This is a genomic window from Streptomyces capitiformicae (assembly GCF_002214185.1).
In the GTDB taxonomy this organism is placed as follows: Bacteria; Actinomycetota; Actinomycetes; order Streptomycetales; family Streptomycetaceae; genus Streptomyces; species Streptomyces capitiformicae.
Genome location: NZ_CP022161.1, coordinates 5,997,406 through 6,016,168, shown reverse-complemented (window position 1 = coordinate 6,016,168; position 18,763 = coordinate 5,997,406). Strand labels below are relative to the sequence as shown.

Genomic DNA, 18,763 nt, shown 5'->3' with positions numbered 1-18,763 from the left:
CAGACGATCCATCGACCCACTGAGCAAGGACATCCATGACCTCGACCGACATGGCGACGACGGCGACTGACCGTCCGGCCCGGCAGACCCTGCCCGCCGAGGAGCGCCACGCGACCGAACTCGCCTTCCTCGCCGCCCACGACGAGGGCCCCCGGCCGCCGGGCTGGCGACTGACGCCGCGCGCCGTGGTCACCTTCGTCTGCGGCAGCGGAGGCGACGCCCTGAAGCTGCCCAAGCCGCACGAGACACTGCCCGACAAGCTGGTGATCACCCCCAAGTTCGTCGGGGAACGCGCCCTGGTGGAGCGGTGCGTGGTCACCCTCGCCGGTGAGCGTGGCCTGCTGCTCGTCGGCGAGCCCGGCACGGCCAAGTCGATGCTCTCCGAGCTGCTGTCGGCCGCCGTGTGCGGCACCAGCGCGCTCACCGTGCAGGGCACCGCCGGTACGACCGAGGACGCCTTCCGCTACGGCTGGAACTACGCCCTGCTGCTCGCCCAGGGCCCGACCCCGCAGGCGCTGGTCGACTCCCCGGTGCTCGGGGCCATGCGAACCGGCCGGGTGGCGCGGGTCGAGGAGATCACCCGCTGTCTGCCCGAGGTGCAGGACGCCCTGGTGTCGATCCTGTCCGACCGGCGGGTGAGCGTGCCCGAGCTGTCCGGCACGGACGACGCCCAGGTCGCGGCGGCGCCCGGGTTCACCGTCATCGCCACGGCCAACCTGCGGGACCGGGGCGTCTCGGAGATGTCCGCCGCGCTCAAGCGCCGCTTCAACTTCGAGACGGTGCACCCCATCGCGGACGTCGACGCCGAGACCGTGCTCGTCAAGCGGCAGGCCACGGCGGCCGTCGAGCGGGCGGGTGCGGCGTTCGGCGTCGACGACGCCGTGCTCGACGTGTTGGTCACCGTCTTCCGCGATCTGCGCGCCGGACGGTCCGCCGAGGGGTGGGACGTGGAGCGGCCCGGCACCGTCATGTCCACCGCCGAAGCCGTCCAGGTCGCCGCGTCCCTCGGGGTCGCCGCCGCCTACCTGCCCGGCGGGGACGCCCTCGACCTCGTCCCCGGCCACCTCCTGGGCGTGGTCCGCAAGGACGACCCGGCCGACCATGCCCGTCTGCTCGGCTACTGGGACGGCCCGGTCCGCCGTCGCGCCGAGGACGGCTCGGCGATGTGGCGCCGCCTCTGGGACCTGCGGGAGAACCTCCGGTGACGCTCGTTCAGGACCCGCGGGCGGCCGTCATGGCCCTCGCCGACTCCACGGTGCCGTATCTGCTGGGCGTACGGCACCACAGCCCGGCCCTCGCCGCGGCCGTGCCCGCCCTGCTGGACGCCTCCGGCGCGGAAGTCGTCTGCGTGGAGCTGCCGGCCGACTTCCAGCCGTGGCTCCCGCATGTGGCCGACCCGGGCACGCTCGCCCCGGTCGCGCTGGCCGGGGCCGGTGAGAACGGGCGGCTCGGCTTCTACCCCTTCGCCGACTTCTCCCCCGAACTCGCCGCGATCCGCTGGGCGCGGGAGCGGGGTGCGGAAGTCGTGTGCTGCGACCTGCCGATGGGCGACCCTCGGTGGAACGCGCAGGTGCTGATGGCTGCTCCGGGAAATGGCCCCGCACCGGTGGACGACACGCGGAACGCGGTGGCCGACGCCACCGCCGTTGCCCCGTCCCCCGCCTTCGCGGACGCGCTCTCCGTCGCCGGGAGTGGCCGTGACGGTGACGACTTGTGGGACCGCTGCGTGGAGGTTCTCGCTCCCGGCTGCGCCCCCGAGGCGGTCCGCCGCGCCGCGCTCGGCGTGGGGTGGGCGCTGCGTCGCGACGCGGAGTCGGCGGGCGGCGTGCCGCCGGTGGACCTGGCCCGCGAGGCCCATATGCGCGACACGGTCGCCCGTGCCGCGGCGTGCGGGCGCAAGGTCGCGGCCGTCATCGGAGCGTTCCACGCCCCGGCGTTGACGGACAGGGCCGGAGCGGAGGATGCCGGGACACACACTGCCGGAACGGACGGCGCCGGGCCGGAGGATGTGGTTCCGGGGCCGCGTGCGGGTGGCGAGGCATCGGACTCGGCCTCGGACTCGGCATCGGCATCGGCATCGGCATCGGCATCGGCATCGACGGTCGGGGAATCCGTCGTCGAGGGGTCGCCGCCGGTGGTCACCTCGCTCGTGCCGTACGCCTTCGATCTGCTGGACTCCCGGTCCGGCTACCCGGCGGGCATCCGGGACCCTCGCTGGCAGCAGGCGGTGTTCGCGGCCGGTGGTGACCCCGAGTCGCTGCACGGCGCCGCCGCGCGGGCCATCACCGATGTGTGCCGGGAGCTGCGCGCGGCCGGGCACACCGCGGGGACAGGCGAGGCCACCGAGACCCTGCGGATGGCGTGCGACCTGGCCCGGATTCGGGGGCTCCCCGCCCCGGGACGGGGCGAAGTGCTGGAGGCGCTGACGACGGTGCTGGGGCAGGGCGAGCCGCTCGGCCGTGGCCGGGCCCTCGCGCGGGCGCTCGAGGTGGTCCTGGTCGGCACGGACCGCGGCCGGATCGCGCCGGGCACACCGCGTTCGGGGCTGGGCCCGTCCGTGGAGGCGGAGCTGGCCGCGCTGCGGCTGCCGGGCCCGGACGACTCCGGTTCCCGCGAGGTCCGGCTCGACCCGCTCCGCTCCGCCCTCGACGGCCGCCGCGAGATCCTGCTCCAGCGACTCGAGGTGTGCGGCGCGGGCTACGGCGAGGCCGTGGCGGTGGCCGGCACGGGCGACGGGACCGCGCTCACCACCCGGTGGCGGCTGTCGTGGACACCGGCCGTTCCCGTACGGCTCGACCTGGCCGGGATACGGGGTGTGACGGCCGCCCTGGCCGCCGAGGGCACCCTGCGGGAGGCCTTCCGCCGGGAGTCGGCGGACGGCGGGCCCACCTGTGCGCTCGTCCTCGCCGGACTTCGGGCGGCCGCCCGCTGCGACCTGCCCGCGCTGGTCGCCGAGCGCCTGACCGACGCCGCGGCCGTGCTCCCGGCCGCCGCCACGCTCCCCGAACTCCTCGAAGCGCTCGACTTGATGGAGGCGCTGCGCCGGGGGCACCTCCCCGGCACCACGCCCGAGGGCAGGCAGGCGGCCACCGCACTGGCCGCCGACCTGCTGGAGGCGGCGGTCCGGGCGCTGCCCGGCCTGGCGGGCAGCGACGAGCCGGAGGACGCGGCCGCGCTCATCGCGCTGGCCTCGCGGGCCGGTGAACACCGCCTGGGGCTGCGATTGGACGACGCCCTGGCCGCCCTCGCCCGTACCGGCTCCCCGCTCGTCCAGGGTGCCGCCCTGGCCGCCCGGGTCCTGCTCGACCTCGACGACTCCGACACCCTCGGCGCGCGTGCCGCCGGCTGGGTCGACACCGCCACCGGCCCCGACGGGCGCCGGGCACTGTCCCGCCGGCTCACCGGGCTGCTCAGCGGTGCCGCCCCGCTGCTCCAGTCGGCGCCGAACGCGCTGGCCCCACTGCTCGACCGGGTCGACACGCTCACCGACCAGGGGTTCCTGGATCGGCTGCCCGCGCTGCGCGGCGGCTTCGACACGCTCAGCCCGGCCGGCCGCGACCGCCTTCTGAGCACCGTCAGCGAACGCCTCGGCGACCGCCTCGACCTGTCACTCACCGCCTCACCGGCACTCCTCGCCCTGTGGACGGCCGCCGACACGGCGGGCCTCGCGGCGGTCGACTCCCTGCGGCTGCCGGTGCGGATGAACGACACGACGGGGCAGGCCGAGAGCACCGGGGTGGAGATCCCCGCGGTCCCAGGGTGCGCCGAGGCCGAAGAGGCCGTCGATGAGGTGGCCGCGGCCGGAGCCCCCTCCGTCCTCCACCTCTCCCCCACCGACCGCTGGCGGCTGCTGCTCGGGCGGGAGAGCGAGAAGCTCCCTCCGGACGCCCGCCGTTACGCGCACGCCCTCGACGAGCTGTACGGCACCGGCCGGGGCGAGGGTTCCTCGGATCTCGGCGGGGGTGGCGGGCAGGGCCAGGGCGGCGGTCAGGAGGCTTCGTTCCCCACGGCCCGCGAGTGGGCCGAGGAGTTGGACGCGTTGTTCGGCGCGGAGGTCCGCGAGGAGGTACTGGCGCGGGCCGCCGATCAAGGCCGTACGGACGTACTGGCCGAGCTCGACCCCAGGGCGGTCCGTCCGTCGGTCGACCTGCTGACCTCGGTGCTGTCCCTGGCCGGAGGGATGCCCGAACAGCAACTGGCCAAGCTGCGCCCGCTCGTCCGCCGCCTCGTCGACGAGTTGGCGAAGGAACTCGCCACCCGTATGCGCCCGGCCCTCACGGGTCTGGCCACACCGCGCCCGACCCGCCGTCCCGGTGGTCGGCTCGACCTGCCGCGCACGCTGCGCGCCAACCTGGCGCACACGCGCCGCACGGCCGACGGCAGGACCGTGGTCGTACCGGAGCGGCCGGTGTTCAGCACCCGCTCCCGCAAGGAGGCGGACTGGCGGTTGATCCTGGTGGTCGACGTGTCGGGGTCGATGGAGGCGTCCGTCATCTGGTCGGCGCTGACCGCGGCCGTCCTGGGCGGAGTGCCCACCCTGTCCACCCACTTCCTCGCGTTCTCGACCGATGTGATCGACCTGACGGACCGGGTGGACGACCCGCTGTCGCTGCTCCTGGAGGTACGGGTGGGCGGCGGCACGCACATCGCGGCCGGGCTCGCGCACGCCCGCTCCCTGGTGACCGTGCCCAGCCGGACCCTCGTGGTCGTCGTGAGCGACTTCGAGGAGGGCTACCCGCTGGGCGGGCTCCTCGGCGAAGTACGGGCCCTCGCGAGCTCCGGGGTGCACCTGATGGGCTGTGCCGCCCTGGACCACACCGGTACGCCGCGCTACTCCGTGCCGGTCGCCCAGCAGCTCGTCGCGGCCGGCATGCCCGTTGCCGCCCTCAGTCCCCTCGCCCTCGCCCGCTGGGTGGGCGATCGCCTCCGCGGAGAGACCCGATGAACGCCGAACTGCCCCCGGTGGCACCCGAGGTGGTCGCCACCGCCGTCGAGAGCCTGACCTCCCGGCTGCGCAAGAAGCTGGACGCCGCGATCGAGTCGTACGCGGCCGTGCCCGTCACGGCCGACGGCGGTGTCCTGCGCATCCGGTGCGGCGAGGACGCCGAGGTCACCCTCACGCCGGGTCCCTCGGGCGCGGTCACGGACGCCGGGCAGGCGGTGTGCAGTTGCCTGCTCGCCCCCCGATGCCTGCACCGGGCCGCGGTCCTGGGCGCCTGCCCGGTGGCCGACGCGGAGGCCATGCCCGCACCGGAGGCCACGGACGACGCGGAAACGGCGACCGTCGCGCATGACGTCGAGGGTGACGCCGTATCAGCGGGCGAACCAGCCTCCAAGGCCCGCGAGAACAGTAGTGCTACGAAGGCCGCCACTCCCGGAGCCACCGACTCCGCCGAACGCACTGGACCCACCGGAGCCGCCGGGGCCACCGGCCCCACCAAGGCCCAGGTAACCGCCGCCACCGGCCTCTGGACCGCCACCGCGGCCGTGCTCGCCGCCGGGGTGCCGGCCGCCGGCGCCGTGCCGCAGGCGGAGTTGCTGCGGGCGGCGCACACGGCCCGGCTCGCCGGGCTGCACCGCGCCGAGGCGGCAGCCCTACGGGTCGTCCGCGGACTGCGCGGCGCGCGGGCCCGCCACGACGGCCACCGGCTCGCCGATCTGGTCGCGAGCCTGCGCGAACTGCTCCTCACCACTGGCCTGTTGGCAGCGGCGGACCCCGATCCGGGTCTCGTCGGCACCGCCCGCCGCGGTTACCGGCCGGGCGGGGGCCTGCGGGTCCACGGGGTGTTCCGGGAGCCGGTGATCGCGGCCACCGGCTATGGCGGTGTCGTCACCCATGTCGTCTCCGACGACGGACGCTGGTTCTCCCTCGCCGACGTCAAGCCCGGCGGTCCGGCCCGCGCCCGGGGCGCCGCCACGGCCACGGTCGCGCTCGGCTCGGGCAGTCTCAACCATGCCCAACTCGCCCGTGGCGGGCTGCTGATCACGGGTGCCACGCTCTCCCCGGACGGCCGTCTCGGCTCCGGCAAGAGCGTACGGGCCACTCCGGTCACCGGTCTGCCCTGGACGGCGGGCCCGCTCGCCGCCCTCTTCGCCCGCCCCCTGGCCGAGGCCGTCGCCGAACGGCTCACGGGGAGCCCCGGGGCCGACCCGGAGCGCGGTGAGCAGGCGCTGCGTGAGCCGATCGGCTGTGACGTGGTCCTCGTGGGGGCGGCAGGGGACCAGTTGCTCGCCCGCGAGCTGGGACCTGCCGGGCAACCGGTCGTGGACGGCCCGCTGGTGCGGCTGGCACCGGCCAACGGCCATCCCGATCTCGCCCACACCGCCAACTTCCGTCAGCTCGCCTCCCGGCCCGGTCTGCGGCTGCGTGTGATCGGCCGCCTGGACGCCGACCGCGCCGCCACGCTGCGCCCGCTCGCGGTGGGCCCGGTGTCGGACGCCGAGGCGACGCTGCGGCTGCCGACCGACTGGCAGGGCCACGCCGACCTGGGCTACGACCGTCTCCAGGGCACGCACTTCCCGCCGCCGGACGCCCTGCCCGCCCCGACCGGCCTCGACGGCGTCCCGGTCGACCCGCTCGCGGAGGCCCCGCTGTGGCGGTTGCGCCGACTGGTCGAGGTCGCCGTGTCCGGAGGCCGCCGGGCCGTCGCCGAACCCGCCCGCGACGGCGATCGTGGCGGCGGCCGGGCGGCCCTGCGGCGCAGCGGGTTCCAGGCGGCCGCCGACCTGGCGACCACCCTCACCGCCGAGGCCGACCGCCGTACCCGTGACGTCTTCGGCCGCATCGACGAGCCAGACCCGGACCGCTACGCACGGGCCTGGCTCGCCGCGGCCGTCTACCTCTCCGCCACCGAGCGGGCCCTGGTCCGTGCCACCTGGCAGCCACCGGCCTCCGACACCTGACCACCAGGACGACCACCGGGTCTCCATGACAGCTCACGGCAGCAGCCCCGCCCGGCGGGCCGCGGTGACCGCCTCGAAGCGGGTGCTGGTGCCGAGCTTGCGCATCACCGAGCGCAGGTAGCCCTTGACGGTCTCCAGGCCGATGTCGAGCCGGTCGGAGATGTCGAGGTTGGTGCAGCCGGCGGCGACCGCGGCGAGGACGTCGAGTTCGCGGGGCGACAGACGGGTCGGCTCCCCCGCTGGTGTCCGCTCGGAACAGCAGCCCTGTTCCAGTAGGCAACACACCTCGTCGAAGCGTGCCTTGAGGTGACCGTCGTCGAGTGTCGCGGTCAGGTCCAGCAGTTCGGCGTAGGCTTCGTGGACGCATGCCAGGGCCGCGCCGTCACGGGGCGCGGCGCTGTCGCGTGCGGCCCGGGCCTCCGAGAGCAGCCGGTGGACCTGCTCGTGGGAGGCGAGGAACTGCTCCAGGTCGCGCGCCGCCGCCGTCACCGCTGTCAGTACGCGGTCGCCCAGTCGTACGGCGTCGCGCGATCCCACGAAGAGGACCGCTCGTACGGTGGTCCCCACGATCACGGGGGCCGCCGCCATCGCTCTGACGCCCTCCGCCGCGACGAAGGAGTCGCACTCCTGGCTGATCTGGGGTGCCGCCTGGTAGTCGCTCACCGCCGCCAGCCGATTCGTCGTGAGCACCTTGCCGATCAGTCCGGTCCCGGCCGCCACGGGAGACCCTCGGCGGTACCGCGACTTCACCCCGCTCGTCTCGCTGATCCGCAGCTGCCGCGGTCCGACGACCCAGGCCGCGCCGGCGACGGGCATACCGCTTTCCCTGCGCAGCGTCAGGACCGCGGCGCGGGTGGCCGCGGCCTCTTCGCTGTCCTCCGCCGGAAGCATGACCGGGTCGACTCCTTACCTGGGCGGCAGTGTGCAGAACACGTCGCTGCGGCTGCCCCCGTCGTCGGGAGAACAGTTCTGCAAGCGCCTCTTCCGCGTCAATAGTCCACACCGGCCACATAGTTGACGGCTTATCAGTTACTGCCGAGTCACCGTTGATGGGCGATGCGCGTAGAGTCGCAGCCGGCCGATCGAGCCTGGCACCACATCACGCCGCCCGTCACCGCTTGACCGGATTCTCAGGGAGTGATCCCCTCCGCTTACCCCTCATACGGGGGTAGCTCGGCGCCCCGGTTTCCCTCATGGTGGTGCCAGCGAGAAGCCGTCTCCGGCTCCGGCCGGGACGCGCCGCCCGCACGACCCGTCGTTCCCAGCGTGAAGAATTCCGCCGGGAACTCCGCCCAGGGTGGGGCCGGCCGACCCGGACCCCTCGATGTCGCCCAAGCACGGGGTACGAGCCCCGCGCCATCCCTCCGACTCAAGGCCCGCCGGACGCGGAGCCGTGGTGTGTACCCAGCAGCTTCACGCTCGCACGGCCCAAGAGGCGCCCCGACAAGAGGCACCCCGAGAGGACCCCCATGGATTTCTCCTACTCTCCCCGTCTCGCCCAACTCAGGGAAAGCGCTGTCGACCTCACCCGGAGAATCGCGGTCTACGAGGACGAATGCGAGGCCGACAACGGTCTGAGCCCGCAGAGCCGGGCCGCCCTCCGCCGGACGGTACTGGCCAGCGGCCTCCAGGCGATGAACGCGCCGGTCGAGTGGGGAGGCGCGGGCCTGAGCTGGATCGAGCAGGTGACCGTGGAAGAGCAACTGGGAACCCTCACCAACGGACTGTGGGCCGCGGTGTGGAGGCCGACCGCCGCCGCCCTGATCGCATCCACCCCCGAACAGCGCGAGCGCTATCTCATCCCGGAGAACCGCGGTGAGCGCTTCGGTGCCAGAGCCGTCACCGAACCCGACGCCGGTTCCGACCCCCGGCGCATCGCGACCGTCGCGGAGCGCTCGCCCGACGGGTATCGCATCACCGGAGAGAAATGGTTCGTCACCTTGGGCGATCTGGCGGACTATCTGATCGTTCTGGCGGTCGTCCAGCCCGACGGAGCACCGACGATGTTCCTCGTCGACAAGGACGCGCCCGGCGTACGGCTGGTCGACACACCTCACTACACCCACAACTTCGCCTACGAGCACCCGCATTTCGCCTTCGACGGCGTGGAGGTCGGTCACGATGCCGTCCTCGGGGCGGTGGGCGACGGGCTCGCGCTCGTCCAGGCCACCTTCTTCGAGGAACGGGTCCTGGTCGCGGCGCACGCCGTGGGCGCCGCCGAGCGTGCCCTGCGGCTGGCCTCGGACTGGGCGCGCGAGCGGGTGCAGGGCGGAAAGCCCATCATCAAGCACCAGTTGATCCAGGCCATGTTGGCGGACTCCGCGACCGACATCGCCGTCAACCGCATGCTGGTGTACCGCACCGCGTGGGAGATCGACCGGGGCGGCGACCCGAAGACCCTCAACGCCAAGGTGGCCATGGCCAAGGTGTCCGCCACGGAGGCCGCCGGCCGGGTCGTCGACCGCGCGGTGCAGATCTTCGGCGGACGCGGCTACATGCGGAACAACCCCGTCGAGCGCCTCTATCGCGATGTCCGCGTCGACCGGATCTGGATGGGCACCTCCGAGGTCCAACGCCTCATGATCGCCAACGAGATCGACAAGCGGGGCCTGCCGGGACTGCTGCACTTCCCCACGGCGTCCGGCCCCGGCGGAGCGGCAGAGCCGTCCGGGACGAACGACACGGACAAGACGAACGAGACACTCGTGGAAGGGGCTGTCCGGTGAGCGCGCCGACCGTGGCGCCGCGGAGCCACGTCCGGGCCCTGCACGACGTCCTCGAGCCCTACCATGCCGTGCTCTACTACGCGCCCCAGGTTCAGGAGGCGTTCCGGGAGATCGGTCTGAAGGGCACCTGGCGCGGCTACTTCGGCGGACGCGCGGCCCCTCTCGGCCCCGTGCCTGCGGCCGTGGTCACCGCGCTCTTCCACCACTTCAAACCGAGCCTGGTCGCCCGGGCGATCCCCTCCGTGTGGGAAATGGCGCTCCCTGACGACGTGCTGACCGCCCGGCTGGCCGGCGTGGACGCGGCGCTGCGCGCGCTGCTGGGCGACGAGGTCGACGGTCCGGACATCGCCGAGGCCGCGTCGCTGGCGGCAGCGGCGGCCGCTGCCGCCGGCGACGCGCCCGGCCGTCCGCTCGGCGCCGCGAACGCCGCTCTCGAACTCCCCGAGCCACCCCACCTGGCGCTGTGGCAGGCGGCGACCACCCTGCGCGAGCACCGGGGCGACGGGCACGTCGCCGCCCTCACGCATGCCGGGTTCGACGGGGTCGAGGCACTCGTGACGATCACCGCGGCCGGGGGCGAGATCCGCGAGAGCATTCAGGCACGCCGCGGCTGGACCGACGAGGAATGGGCCGACGGCGAGCGACGACTGCGCGACCGCGGCCTGCTGGACCCGGCCGGCGCTCTCACCACCGAGGGCCGTTCGGCCCGGGACACGGTGGAGGAACTCACCGACCGCTTCGCCGCCGTGCCCTGGAACTCCCTCGGCGACGACCGCGCGCACCGCCTGTACGCGCTGCTCCAGCCGATCGGCGAACGCATCGTCCACGGGCTCGGACTGCCCCTGCCCGTGGCCCCGAAGACCTTCGGCGGTTAGGGCCTGTCCCGCGCCGCCTGTCCCGCGCCGCCTGTCCCGCGCCACGCAACCCCCCACACCCACCGGACGGACCACGTGACCCCTCCGAACCACCTGAACGACCCACCAACCCACAGCACCGACTCCACCTCCCCGAGCGACAGTTGGCAGGACGTACGGGACCGGCTCGACCTGCGCCGACTCGTCGACACGTACGCCTGCGCCCTGGACCGGCGGATGACAGACCTGTTCGCGTCGCTCTTCGACGAGGACGGCGAACTGGTCCTGAGGCGCACGTCCCGCACCGACCGGCCACCCCGCGTCTTCGACGGACGCGACGGCTGGACGAGCGCCCTGTCCGTACTGGCGCCGTGCATCGTCACCACGCACTTCGTCGGCAACCACACGGTCCGGCTGTCCGGGGACAGGGCCACGGGAGAGACGTACTGCCTGGCGCACGAGATCTACCCGGCCGAGGAAGCGCCCAGACTGCGCCTGCGGTCCATCCGCTACGACGACTCCTACCGGCGTACGACGGACGGCTGGCGCTTCGCCCGCCGGGAACTGACCGTCGACTGGACCGAGGACCGCGTCCTCGCCTCCCCCACCGGCCCCTAGGCCCACAAGCGCCGGACAAGGAACGGAACATGGTGACAGAGAACATGTTCACCGAAACCGAAACCGAAGACGGACCCGCAAACGAACACGGACACAGCGTCACCCCCTGGGCGCCGGACTTCTCCGAAGACGCACTCGTCCGCCACGCGCACCGCGTGAGGGAACCGGTGCACATAGTCCAGGAACGGTCCACCGGGCGCGTAGGGCTGTCACCGGGCAGCGAAGCCGCGCGGGACCGGCTGTGCGCCGACGGTCGGCATCACGTGCTGGGCACGCTGCCGCCGCTGTACCCCGAGTGGCTCGGCGACCACTCCTTCTGCGCCGACCACACCGTGCGCTTCCCGTACGTCGGCGGCGAGATGGCCAATGGCATCGCGACCACCCGCATGGTCACCGCACTGGCGGGGGCCGATCTGCTGGGGTTCTTCGGCGCCGGCGGACTCGACCACCGGGCCGTCGAGCAGGCCGTCGCGGAACTCGGGGCCCGGCTCGACGGCCGACGCAACTGGGGCGTCAACCTCATCCACTCCCCGCAGGAGCCGGAGTTGGAAGAGCGAGTGGCCGCCCTGCTGATCAACCGCCGCGTCCCCGCCGTGTCCGCCTCCGCCTACATGGCCCTCACCCCCGCGGTGGTGCGATGCGCCGTCGCGGGACTCACCACCGACCCGTCGGGCCATGTCGTCCGGCGTACCCGGATCCTCGCGAAGGTGTCGCGACCGGAGGTGGCCGAGCAGTTCCTGTCCCCCGCCCCACCGGAACTCCTGCGCGCCCTCGTCGAACGCGGCGACGTCACCGAGCGGGAGGCGGATCTCGCCGCGCTCGTCCCGGTCGCCGACGACATCACCGTCGAGGCCGACAGCGGCGGCCACACCGACAACCGTCCGCTCGGTGTCCTGCTGCCCGTGGTGCTCGCCCTGCGCGCCGAGCTCACCGCCCGCCACGGCTACCGCACTCCGCCGCGGGTGGGAGCAGCCGGCGGACTGGGCACCCCGCAGGCGGTGGCCTCGGCGTTCGCCATGGGCGCTGCCTACGTGGTCACCGGCTCGGTCAACCAGGTGTCCGTCGAGGCGGGACTGTCCGACGAGGGCAAGAGGCTGCTCGGCGCGGCCGATGTCGCGGACGTCACCATGGCACCCGCCTCCGACATGTTCGAACTCGGCGTCCAGCTCCAAGTGCTGCGCCGGGGCACGATGTTCGCCGCCCGCGCCCAGCAGCTCTACGACGTGTACCGCTCGTACGACTCCCTGGAGGCGATCCCCGAGGAGGTACGGACCCGGCTGGAGCGGAACGTGCTGCGGGGCACGCTCGACGAAGTGTGGGCCGGCACCCACCGGTACTGGCAGGACCGCGACCCCGGGCAGCTCGACCGCGCGGAACGGGACCCCAAGCACCGTATGGCGCTGCTCTTCCGTTCCTACCTCGGCCGGTCCAGCCGCTGGGCCATGACCGGCGAGCGGGACCGGCGCACCGACTACCAGATCTGGTGCGGCCCCGCGATGGGCGCCTTCAACCGCTGGACGAGGGACGGTTTCCTCGGCCGCCCCGAGAACCGCTCCGCCGTCCAGATCGCCCTGAACCTTCTCGAAGGCGCGGCCGTCGTCACCCGGGCGCAGCAGCTGCGCAGCCACGGCGTCCCGCTGCCCGCCGCCGCCTTCGCCTACCGCCCGCGACGGCTGGCCTGAACCTCCCGGATCCCCCCTGTGCCTCCCCTGGGCACCGAACCGCCCGGCATCCCCGAACGTGCTGCAGACGGAGAACCGCCATGACCGCATCCCCCGAACGTCCCTCTCAGGTCCCCATCGCCGTCATCGGGACCGCCGCACTGACCCCGGGCTCCTCCACGACCGAGGGTTTCTGGCGGAATGTTCTCACCGGCCAGGACCTGATCACCGATGTGCCCGACGACCACTGGCTGATCGACGACTACTACGATCCCGACCCGTCCGCCCCCGACCGGACGTATGCCCGGCGCGGGGCGTTCCTCCCCACGATCGACTTCGACCCGTCGGCGTACGGGATCCCGCCCAACGCGCTGTCCGCCATCGACACCACCCAGCTGCTCGCCCTGGCGGTCGCCGAACAGGTGCTGGCGGACGCGGGGCTGGGCGACCGGGCCGCGTTCGACGGGGAACGGACCGGCGTCATCCTCGGCACGGCGGCCCTGGAACTGCTGCACACCATGAGCAACCGGATGCAGCGGCCGGTGTGGTTGAAGTCGCTGCGGGAGAGCGGTGTCCCCGAGGAGCGGGCCCAGGAGATCTGCGACCGGATCGCCGCCCACTACGTGCCCTGGCAGGAGGAGTCCTTCCCCGGGGTGCTCAGCAACGTCGTGGCCGGCCGCATCGCCAGCCGGTTCGACCTGCACGGCACCAACTTCACCACCGACGCGGCCTGTGGCAGCTCCCTCGCCGCCGTCACCGCCGCCGCCAACGAACTCGCGGTCGGCACCGCCGACCTGATGATCACCGGGGGTGTCGACACCCTCAACGACATCCTCATGTACATGTGCTTCAGCAAGACGCCGGCGCTGTCGCGTACCGGCGACTGCCGCCCGTTCTCCGATGCCGCCGACGGCACGATGCTGGGCGAGGCGCTGGTGATGTTCGCGCTGAAACGCCTGGACGACGCGGAACGCGACGGCGACCGGATCCACGCCGTACTGCGCGGCATCGGCACCTCCTCCGACGGCAGGGGCAGCGCCATCTACAGCCCCGTACCCGAGGGACAGGCCCGCGCGCTGCGGCGGGCCTACGCGGCCGCCGGGTACGGGCCCGACTCCGTCGAGCTGGTCGAGGCGCACGGCACCGGGACCACGGCGGGTGACGCGGCCGAGTTCACCGCGCTGCGTACGGTGTTCGCGGAGTCCGGCCGTCAGGACGGCCGGTGGTGCGCGCTCGGCTCGGTGAAGTCGCAGATCGGGCACACCAAGTCCGCCGCGGGTGCCGCCGGACTGCTGAAGGCGGTACTGGCGCTCCGGCACAAGGTCCTGCCTCCGACCATCAAGGTGGAACGCCCCAACCGCGCACTGGAGTTGGACCGCAGTCCGCTGTACCTGAACACGCGGGCACGTCCATGGGTCAAGGCCCCCGGCCGGCCCCGTCGCGCCTCGGTGTCGAGTTTCGGGTTCGGCGGGACCAACTTCCACGTGACGCTGGAGGAGTACGTGCCCACGCCGGGGTCGCGAGCACGCCCGGCCGCGCCGGTGCGGACGGCGCCCACGGAACTGCTGCTCTTCAGTGGCTCCTCGCCGGACGAACTGCTGTCGCGGGCGGAGGCGGCGGCGAAGGGTGGCGGTGAGCGAGGGCCGGCGGACACGGCCAGGGAGGCTCAGCGTGCCTTCCGCCCCTCAGATCCCTACCGGCTCGCGCTGACCGCGTCGGACCCGGCGGATCTGGCGAACAAGGTGACGCGGGTCGCCGCGCAGATCCGTGGCAACCCCGAGCTCCCGCTCACCACACCGGACGGCACCGCCTACCGCACCGGGCCCGCCGTGCCGGGAAAGCTGGCGCTGCTCTTCTCCGGACAGGGCAGCCAGTACACCGGCATGGGCGCCGATCTCGCCCTGCACCTCCCCGCGGTCAGGGAGGCGTGGGACCGGGCGGCCGGACTCACCTTCGCCGGCGAACTCCCCCTGCACAGGGTGGTGTTCCCGGTCCCGGCCTTCACCGACGAGGAGCGCACGGCCCAGCAGGACCTGCTCACCCGGACCGAGTGGGCCCAGCCCGCGCTGGCCGTGCAGAGCGCGGCACTGCTGGCCGTACTGCGCGCGGCGGGCATCGAGCCCGACTGCGTCGCCGGGCACAGTTTCGGGGAACTGGTCGCCCTGCACGCCGCCGGTGTCATGGACGAGGACTCCCTGATAGGTCTGGCCCGCAGGCGCGGGGAACTGATGCGCGACGCCTCCTCGGAGCCGGGCGCCATGCTCGCGGTGGTCGGTGTCCCGCGCGAGGACGTCGCCAGACTGCTGGACGGTTTCGACGACGCCGACGGCGTCGACGGCGTCGACGGCGCCGTATGGATCGCCAACGACAACGCCCCCGACCAGGTCGTCCTGTCCGGGCGGGCCGACGCCGTCTCCCAACTGGAGCGTCGGCTCGGGGAGATGAGCGTCACGGTCCGACGGCTGCGGGCCTCGGGGGCGTTCCACAGCCCTCTCATGGCGGGGGCCGCCGAACCGTTCACGGACTTCCTCGGCGGACTCGCCCTACGCCCGCCGCGGATCGACGTGTACGGCAACGCCGACGCACAGCCCTACCCGGAATCCGCCGCGCAGATCAGGGACCGCCTCGCCGAGCACCTGCTGGCCCCGGTGCGCTTCGTCGACGGAATCGAGGCGATGTACAAGGCGGGTGTGCGCACGTTCGTGGAGGTCGGGGCGGGCACCGTCCTGACCGGGCTGACCGGGGAGATCCTGGGGGACCGCGGTCATCTGGCCGTCAGCCTGGACCGCCGGGGAGTGCATGGGCTCACGGCTCTCCAACAGGCGCTCGGGCTCTTGGCGGTGTCCGGAATCGCCCTGGACCTGGAGACGCTGTGCGGAGCCTACGAGGCTGCTCCCGCCCAGGAGGACCCCGTACCACGACCCCGCCCCCGGATGGCCGTGCCGATCTCCGGTGCCAACCACGGTGCCCTCTATCCGCCTCCTGGCGGAGTCGAGGCGCTGCCGGGTCCCGTGGCCGCCGAGGTGGCACAGGACACCGTTCCCGTCGCCGCGGCCGACCCCTGGCTGGAGGCCTTCCAGGAAACACAGCGTCAGGCGGCGGAAGCCCACGCGGAGTTCCAGCGGACCATGGCCGAAACCCATCTGCACTTCCTGCGGACCTTCGAGACGCCGTCGCCCGACCTCATGCCTGGGCCTATGCCTGTGCCTGGGCCTGTGCCTGGGCCTGTGCCTGTGCCTGTGCCTGTGGCGCAGGCACTCCCGGAACCGCCCACCGCTCCCCTCGTCGTACCCGAGGTGCCTGACGTCCCCGCGGAGACCGGTGACCCCACGGACGTCGACACCCTCCTCCTGGAAGTCGTCGCGGAGAAGACCGGCTTCCCGGCCGACATCCTCGAGTTCTCCATGGAACTGGAGACCGATCTCGGCATCGACTCCATCAAGCGCGTGCAGATCCTGTCCGCGCTGCGCGACAAGGTGCCCGGCCTGGCCACGGTGGACCCCCACGCACTCGCACCCCTGCGCACCCTCCGCCAGATCGCCGACAAGCTTCGCGAAGCGGATGGCGGCGCCAACCCCACCGCCGAGCCCGCCACCACGCTCGCCCCGTCCCCGTCCCCGTCCCCGTCCCCGTCCCCGCCGCTGCCCCCTCCGCCGCCACTCGCCCGGGCCGTCACCACGATGGTGCCCGCGCCCCTGCCAGGGTTGGAACTGCCGGGTCTACGGGGAGGGCGGCTCCTCATCACCGACGAGGGGACGGGCGTGGCCCACCACCTCGTCGACCGACTGAGCGAATCCGGCGTCCACGCCACCGTCACCACGGATACCGACCTGGCCGACTCGGCCGACGAGAACATCTGCGGCGTCGTACTGCTCGCCGGCCTGCGCCCGGCCCCCACGGCGGAAGAGGCGACCGAAGTCAACCGCGAGGCCTTCGCCGCCGCCCGTTCCCTCGCGCGGCTCATCGCCGAGCGAGACGGCGTGTTCGTCACGGTCCAGGACACCGGGGGCGACTTCGGCCTCGGCGGGACGCATGGGCACCGAGCCTGGCTCGGCGGGCCGGCCGGTCTCGCCAGGACCGCCGCGAAGGAGTGGCCCGAGGCCCGGGTCAAGGCCGTCGACTGTGAGCGCGGCGACCGCGACGCCGATGCCCTTGCCGAAGCCCTCGCCGACGAGTTGCTCCGGGGCGGGTCGTCCACCGACATCGGACTGTGCGCCGATGGCAGCCGCCGGACCCTGCTGGACACGCCCTCCCCGGCGGAGATCGACGTGGAGCCCTCCGACCGACTGGGCCCGGACTCCGTGATCGTCGCGACCGGCGGCGCCCGAGGAGTCACGGCCCTGGCGCTACGCGCTCTCGCCGAGGCCCACCTGCCCTCCATCGTCCTGCTCGGCCGCACCGAACTGACCGCCGAGCCGCCCGGACTGACCGAGGCCACGACCGGCACCGAGCTCAAGAATCTGCTCGTCGCCCGGGCTCGCCAAGAGGGCGGGAAGACGCCCGGACCGGCGGAGATCGCCGCCGACGCCGCCCGCGTCCTGGCCGTCCGTGAGATACGCGCGACCATGGAGGCCATCGAGGCGACCGGCTCCCGCGTGCGCTACCTGTCCGTGGACACCCGCGACGCGCGAGCGCTGAGCAGGGCGCTCGACACAGCACGCGAGGAGTACGGCCCCATCAGCGGCATCGTCCACGGCGCCGGCGTACTCGCTGACAGCCGTCTGGCCGACAAGTCCGACGCCCAGTTCGCCGACGTCTTCGACACGAAGGTGGAGGGACTGCGGGCGCTGCTCGCCGCGACGGCGGACGATCCGCTGGACCTCGTCTGTGTGTTCTCCTCGGTCGCCGGGCGGTTCGGCAACACCGGTCAGGGCGACTACGCCATGGCGAACGAGGTACTGGCGCAGGTCGCGTCCACCGTGGCCGCGTCCCGCCCGGAGTGCCTGGTGAAGTCCCTCGCCTGGGGTCCCTGGGACGGCGGCATGGTGGGACCGGAGCTCCGGGATCACTTCGTCGCGCGCGGCGTGGCCCTCATCCCGCCGGACGCGGGCGCCCGGGCGTTCCTCCGCGAACTCCACAGCGAGCCGGGCCAGGTGAGGGTCACTCTGACCGCCGGTGACGCGTCCGCCTCCCTGGGTACGGCCCCCGCGCCGGCCGTGGCGGGAGACGTACGGCTCGCCGCCCGCTCCCACCCCCACCTGGCGGACCACTCCGTCGCCACGACCCCGGTGGTGCCGATGGCCCTGGTCATGGAATGGTTCCTCGGCGCCGCCCGCGCCTGGCGCCCCGACGCCGCCGGGTTCGTCCTGCGCGATCTCGAAGTGCTCAGCCGTATCGACCTCGTCGACTTCGACGAGCGCGCGGGCCGGGGTCACCGGCTCGCCGTCCGCGGCTCGGCGAAGCCCGACGGAGCATCCGGGCTTCTCCTCGAACTCACCAACGGTTCCCCACGGCCCAACTACCGTGCGACGGTCGAAGCCGTGACGGACGGCCGGCCCGTCACCGGCCGCGCTCGACACGCCCCCGCATATCTGGAAACGCCTCCGACGCAGGAGATCTACGACGGCAAGGTGCTGTTCCACGGGCCCGCCTTCCAGTCGATCACCTCGGTCGAAGGGATCTCCGCCGCGGGGGCCGAAGCCCGGGTACGCGGTGTACGCGCCCTGGACTGGCCGGGCGGCGGCTGGCACAGCGACCCGGCCGCGGTCGACGCCGGACTCCAAGTGGCCCTGAAGTGGGCCGAACACGCACACGGTGCCGCCTTCCTGCCGATGGGCGCCGCCGAAATCCGTACGGCGGGACGCGGGCCGGTCGGCGACGGGGCGAGGTGCGTCGTGGTGGCCCGGGACGGCTCGGGCGAACTCGACGTCACCTGCGACATCGCCCTGGTGGAACAGGACGGAACCGTGCACTCGGAACTGCTGGACGTGACCCTCGTCCGTCGCCCCGACACGCCCGGGCCGCTCGTCTCTCCCACCGGCACGTCGGACAGGAAGTGAGC

The 18,763-nt window shown here is 73.4% G+C and carries 9 protein-coding genes; 8 read left to right on the top strand and 1 reads right to left on the bottom strand.

All coding sequences use genetic code 11. The features are described 5' to 3' along the window. The first annotated feature begins 35 nt into the window (after window positions 1-35). Genes CES90_RS26815 through CES90_RS26805 form a run of 3 tightly spaced genes read left to right on the top strand, consistent with a single transcriptional unit; the run spans window position 36 to window position 6,903 of the window. A complete protein-coding gene (locus CES90_RS26815; RefSeq protein WP_189786696.1) occupies window positions 36-1,205 on the top strand; it encodes an ATP-binding protein in 1,170 nt (389 codons plus the stop codon). Next, window positions 1,202-4,945 carry a vWA domain-containing protein gene (locus CES90_RS26810; protein WP_189786697.1) on the top strand — a complete coding sequence of 1,248 codons (3,744 nt, stop codon included), beginning with the start codon at window positions 1,202-1,204 and terminating at the stop codon, window positions 4,943-4,945. Before CES90_RS26815 ends, CES90_RS26810 begins: the two co-directional genes overlap by 4 nt. Beyond that, on the top strand, window positions 4,942-6,903 hold the full coding sequence (locus tag CES90_RS26805; protein WP_189786698.1) for an SWIM zinc finger family protein: 1,962 nt from the start codon (window positions 4,942-4,944) through the stop codon (window positions 6,901-6,903). The genes CES90_RS26810 and CES90_RS26805 overlap by 4 nt, the downstream gene beginning before the upstream one ends. Window positions 6,904-6,936: 33 nt before the next feature. Here CES90_RS26805 and CES90_RS26800 read toward each other — a convergent pair whose 3' ends face one another. Then, window positions 6,937-7,794 (bottom strand): LuxR C-terminal-related transcriptional regulator, encoded by an 858-nt coding sequence (locus CES90_RS26800; RefSeq protein WP_189786699.1) that lies wholly within the window; start codon window positions 7,792-7,794, stop codon window positions 6,937-6,939. Window positions 7,795-8,372: 578 nt separating this feature from the next. On the opposite strand from CES90_RS26800, the gene CES90_RS26795 reads away from it, so the two are divergent. The 5 genes from CES90_RS26795 to CES90_RS26775 all read left to right on the top strand — a co-directional run bounded on the left by CES90_RS26795 (window position 8,373) and on the right by CES90_RS26775 (window position 18,761). Next, window positions 8,373-9,629, top strand: a complete 1,257-nt coding sequence (locus CES90_RS26795) for an acyl-CoA dehydrogenase family protein (protein WP_189786700.1) — start codon at window positions 8,373-8,375, stop codon at window positions 9,627-9,629. Then, a complete protein-coding gene (locus CES90_RS26790) occupies window positions 9,626-10,504 on the top strand; it encodes an SCO6745 family protein (RefSeq protein WP_189786701.1) in 879 nt (292 codons plus the stop codon). The genes CES90_RS26795 and CES90_RS26790 overlap by 4 nt, the downstream gene beginning before the upstream one ends. A 75-nt stretch (window positions 10,505-10,579) precedes the next feature. Next, the gene (locus CES90_RS26785; protein ID WP_189786702.1) at window positions 10,580-11,101 is read left to right on the top strand and encodes a nuclear transport factor 2 family protein; all 522 of its coding nucleotides are present in this window, start codon (window positions 10,580-10,582) and stop codon (window positions 11,099-11,101) included. Window positions 11,102-11,130: 29 nt separating this feature from the next. After that, on the top strand, window positions 11,131-12,783 hold the full coding sequence (locus CES90_RS26780; RefSeq protein WP_229914258.1) for a PfaD family polyunsaturated fatty acid/polyketide biosynthesis protein: 1,653 nt from the start codon (window positions 11,131-11,133) through the stop codon (window positions 12,781-12,783). 80 nt (window positions 12,784-12,863) lie between these two features. Further along, window positions 12,864-18,761 carry a type I polyketide synthase gene (locus tag CES90_RS26775; protein WP_189786703.1) on the top strand — a complete coding sequence of 1,966 codons (5,898 nt, stop codon included), beginning with the start codon at window positions 12,864-12,866 and terminating at the stop codon, window positions 18,759-18,761. The last annotated feature ends 2 nt before the right edge of the window (window positions 18,762-18,763 follow it).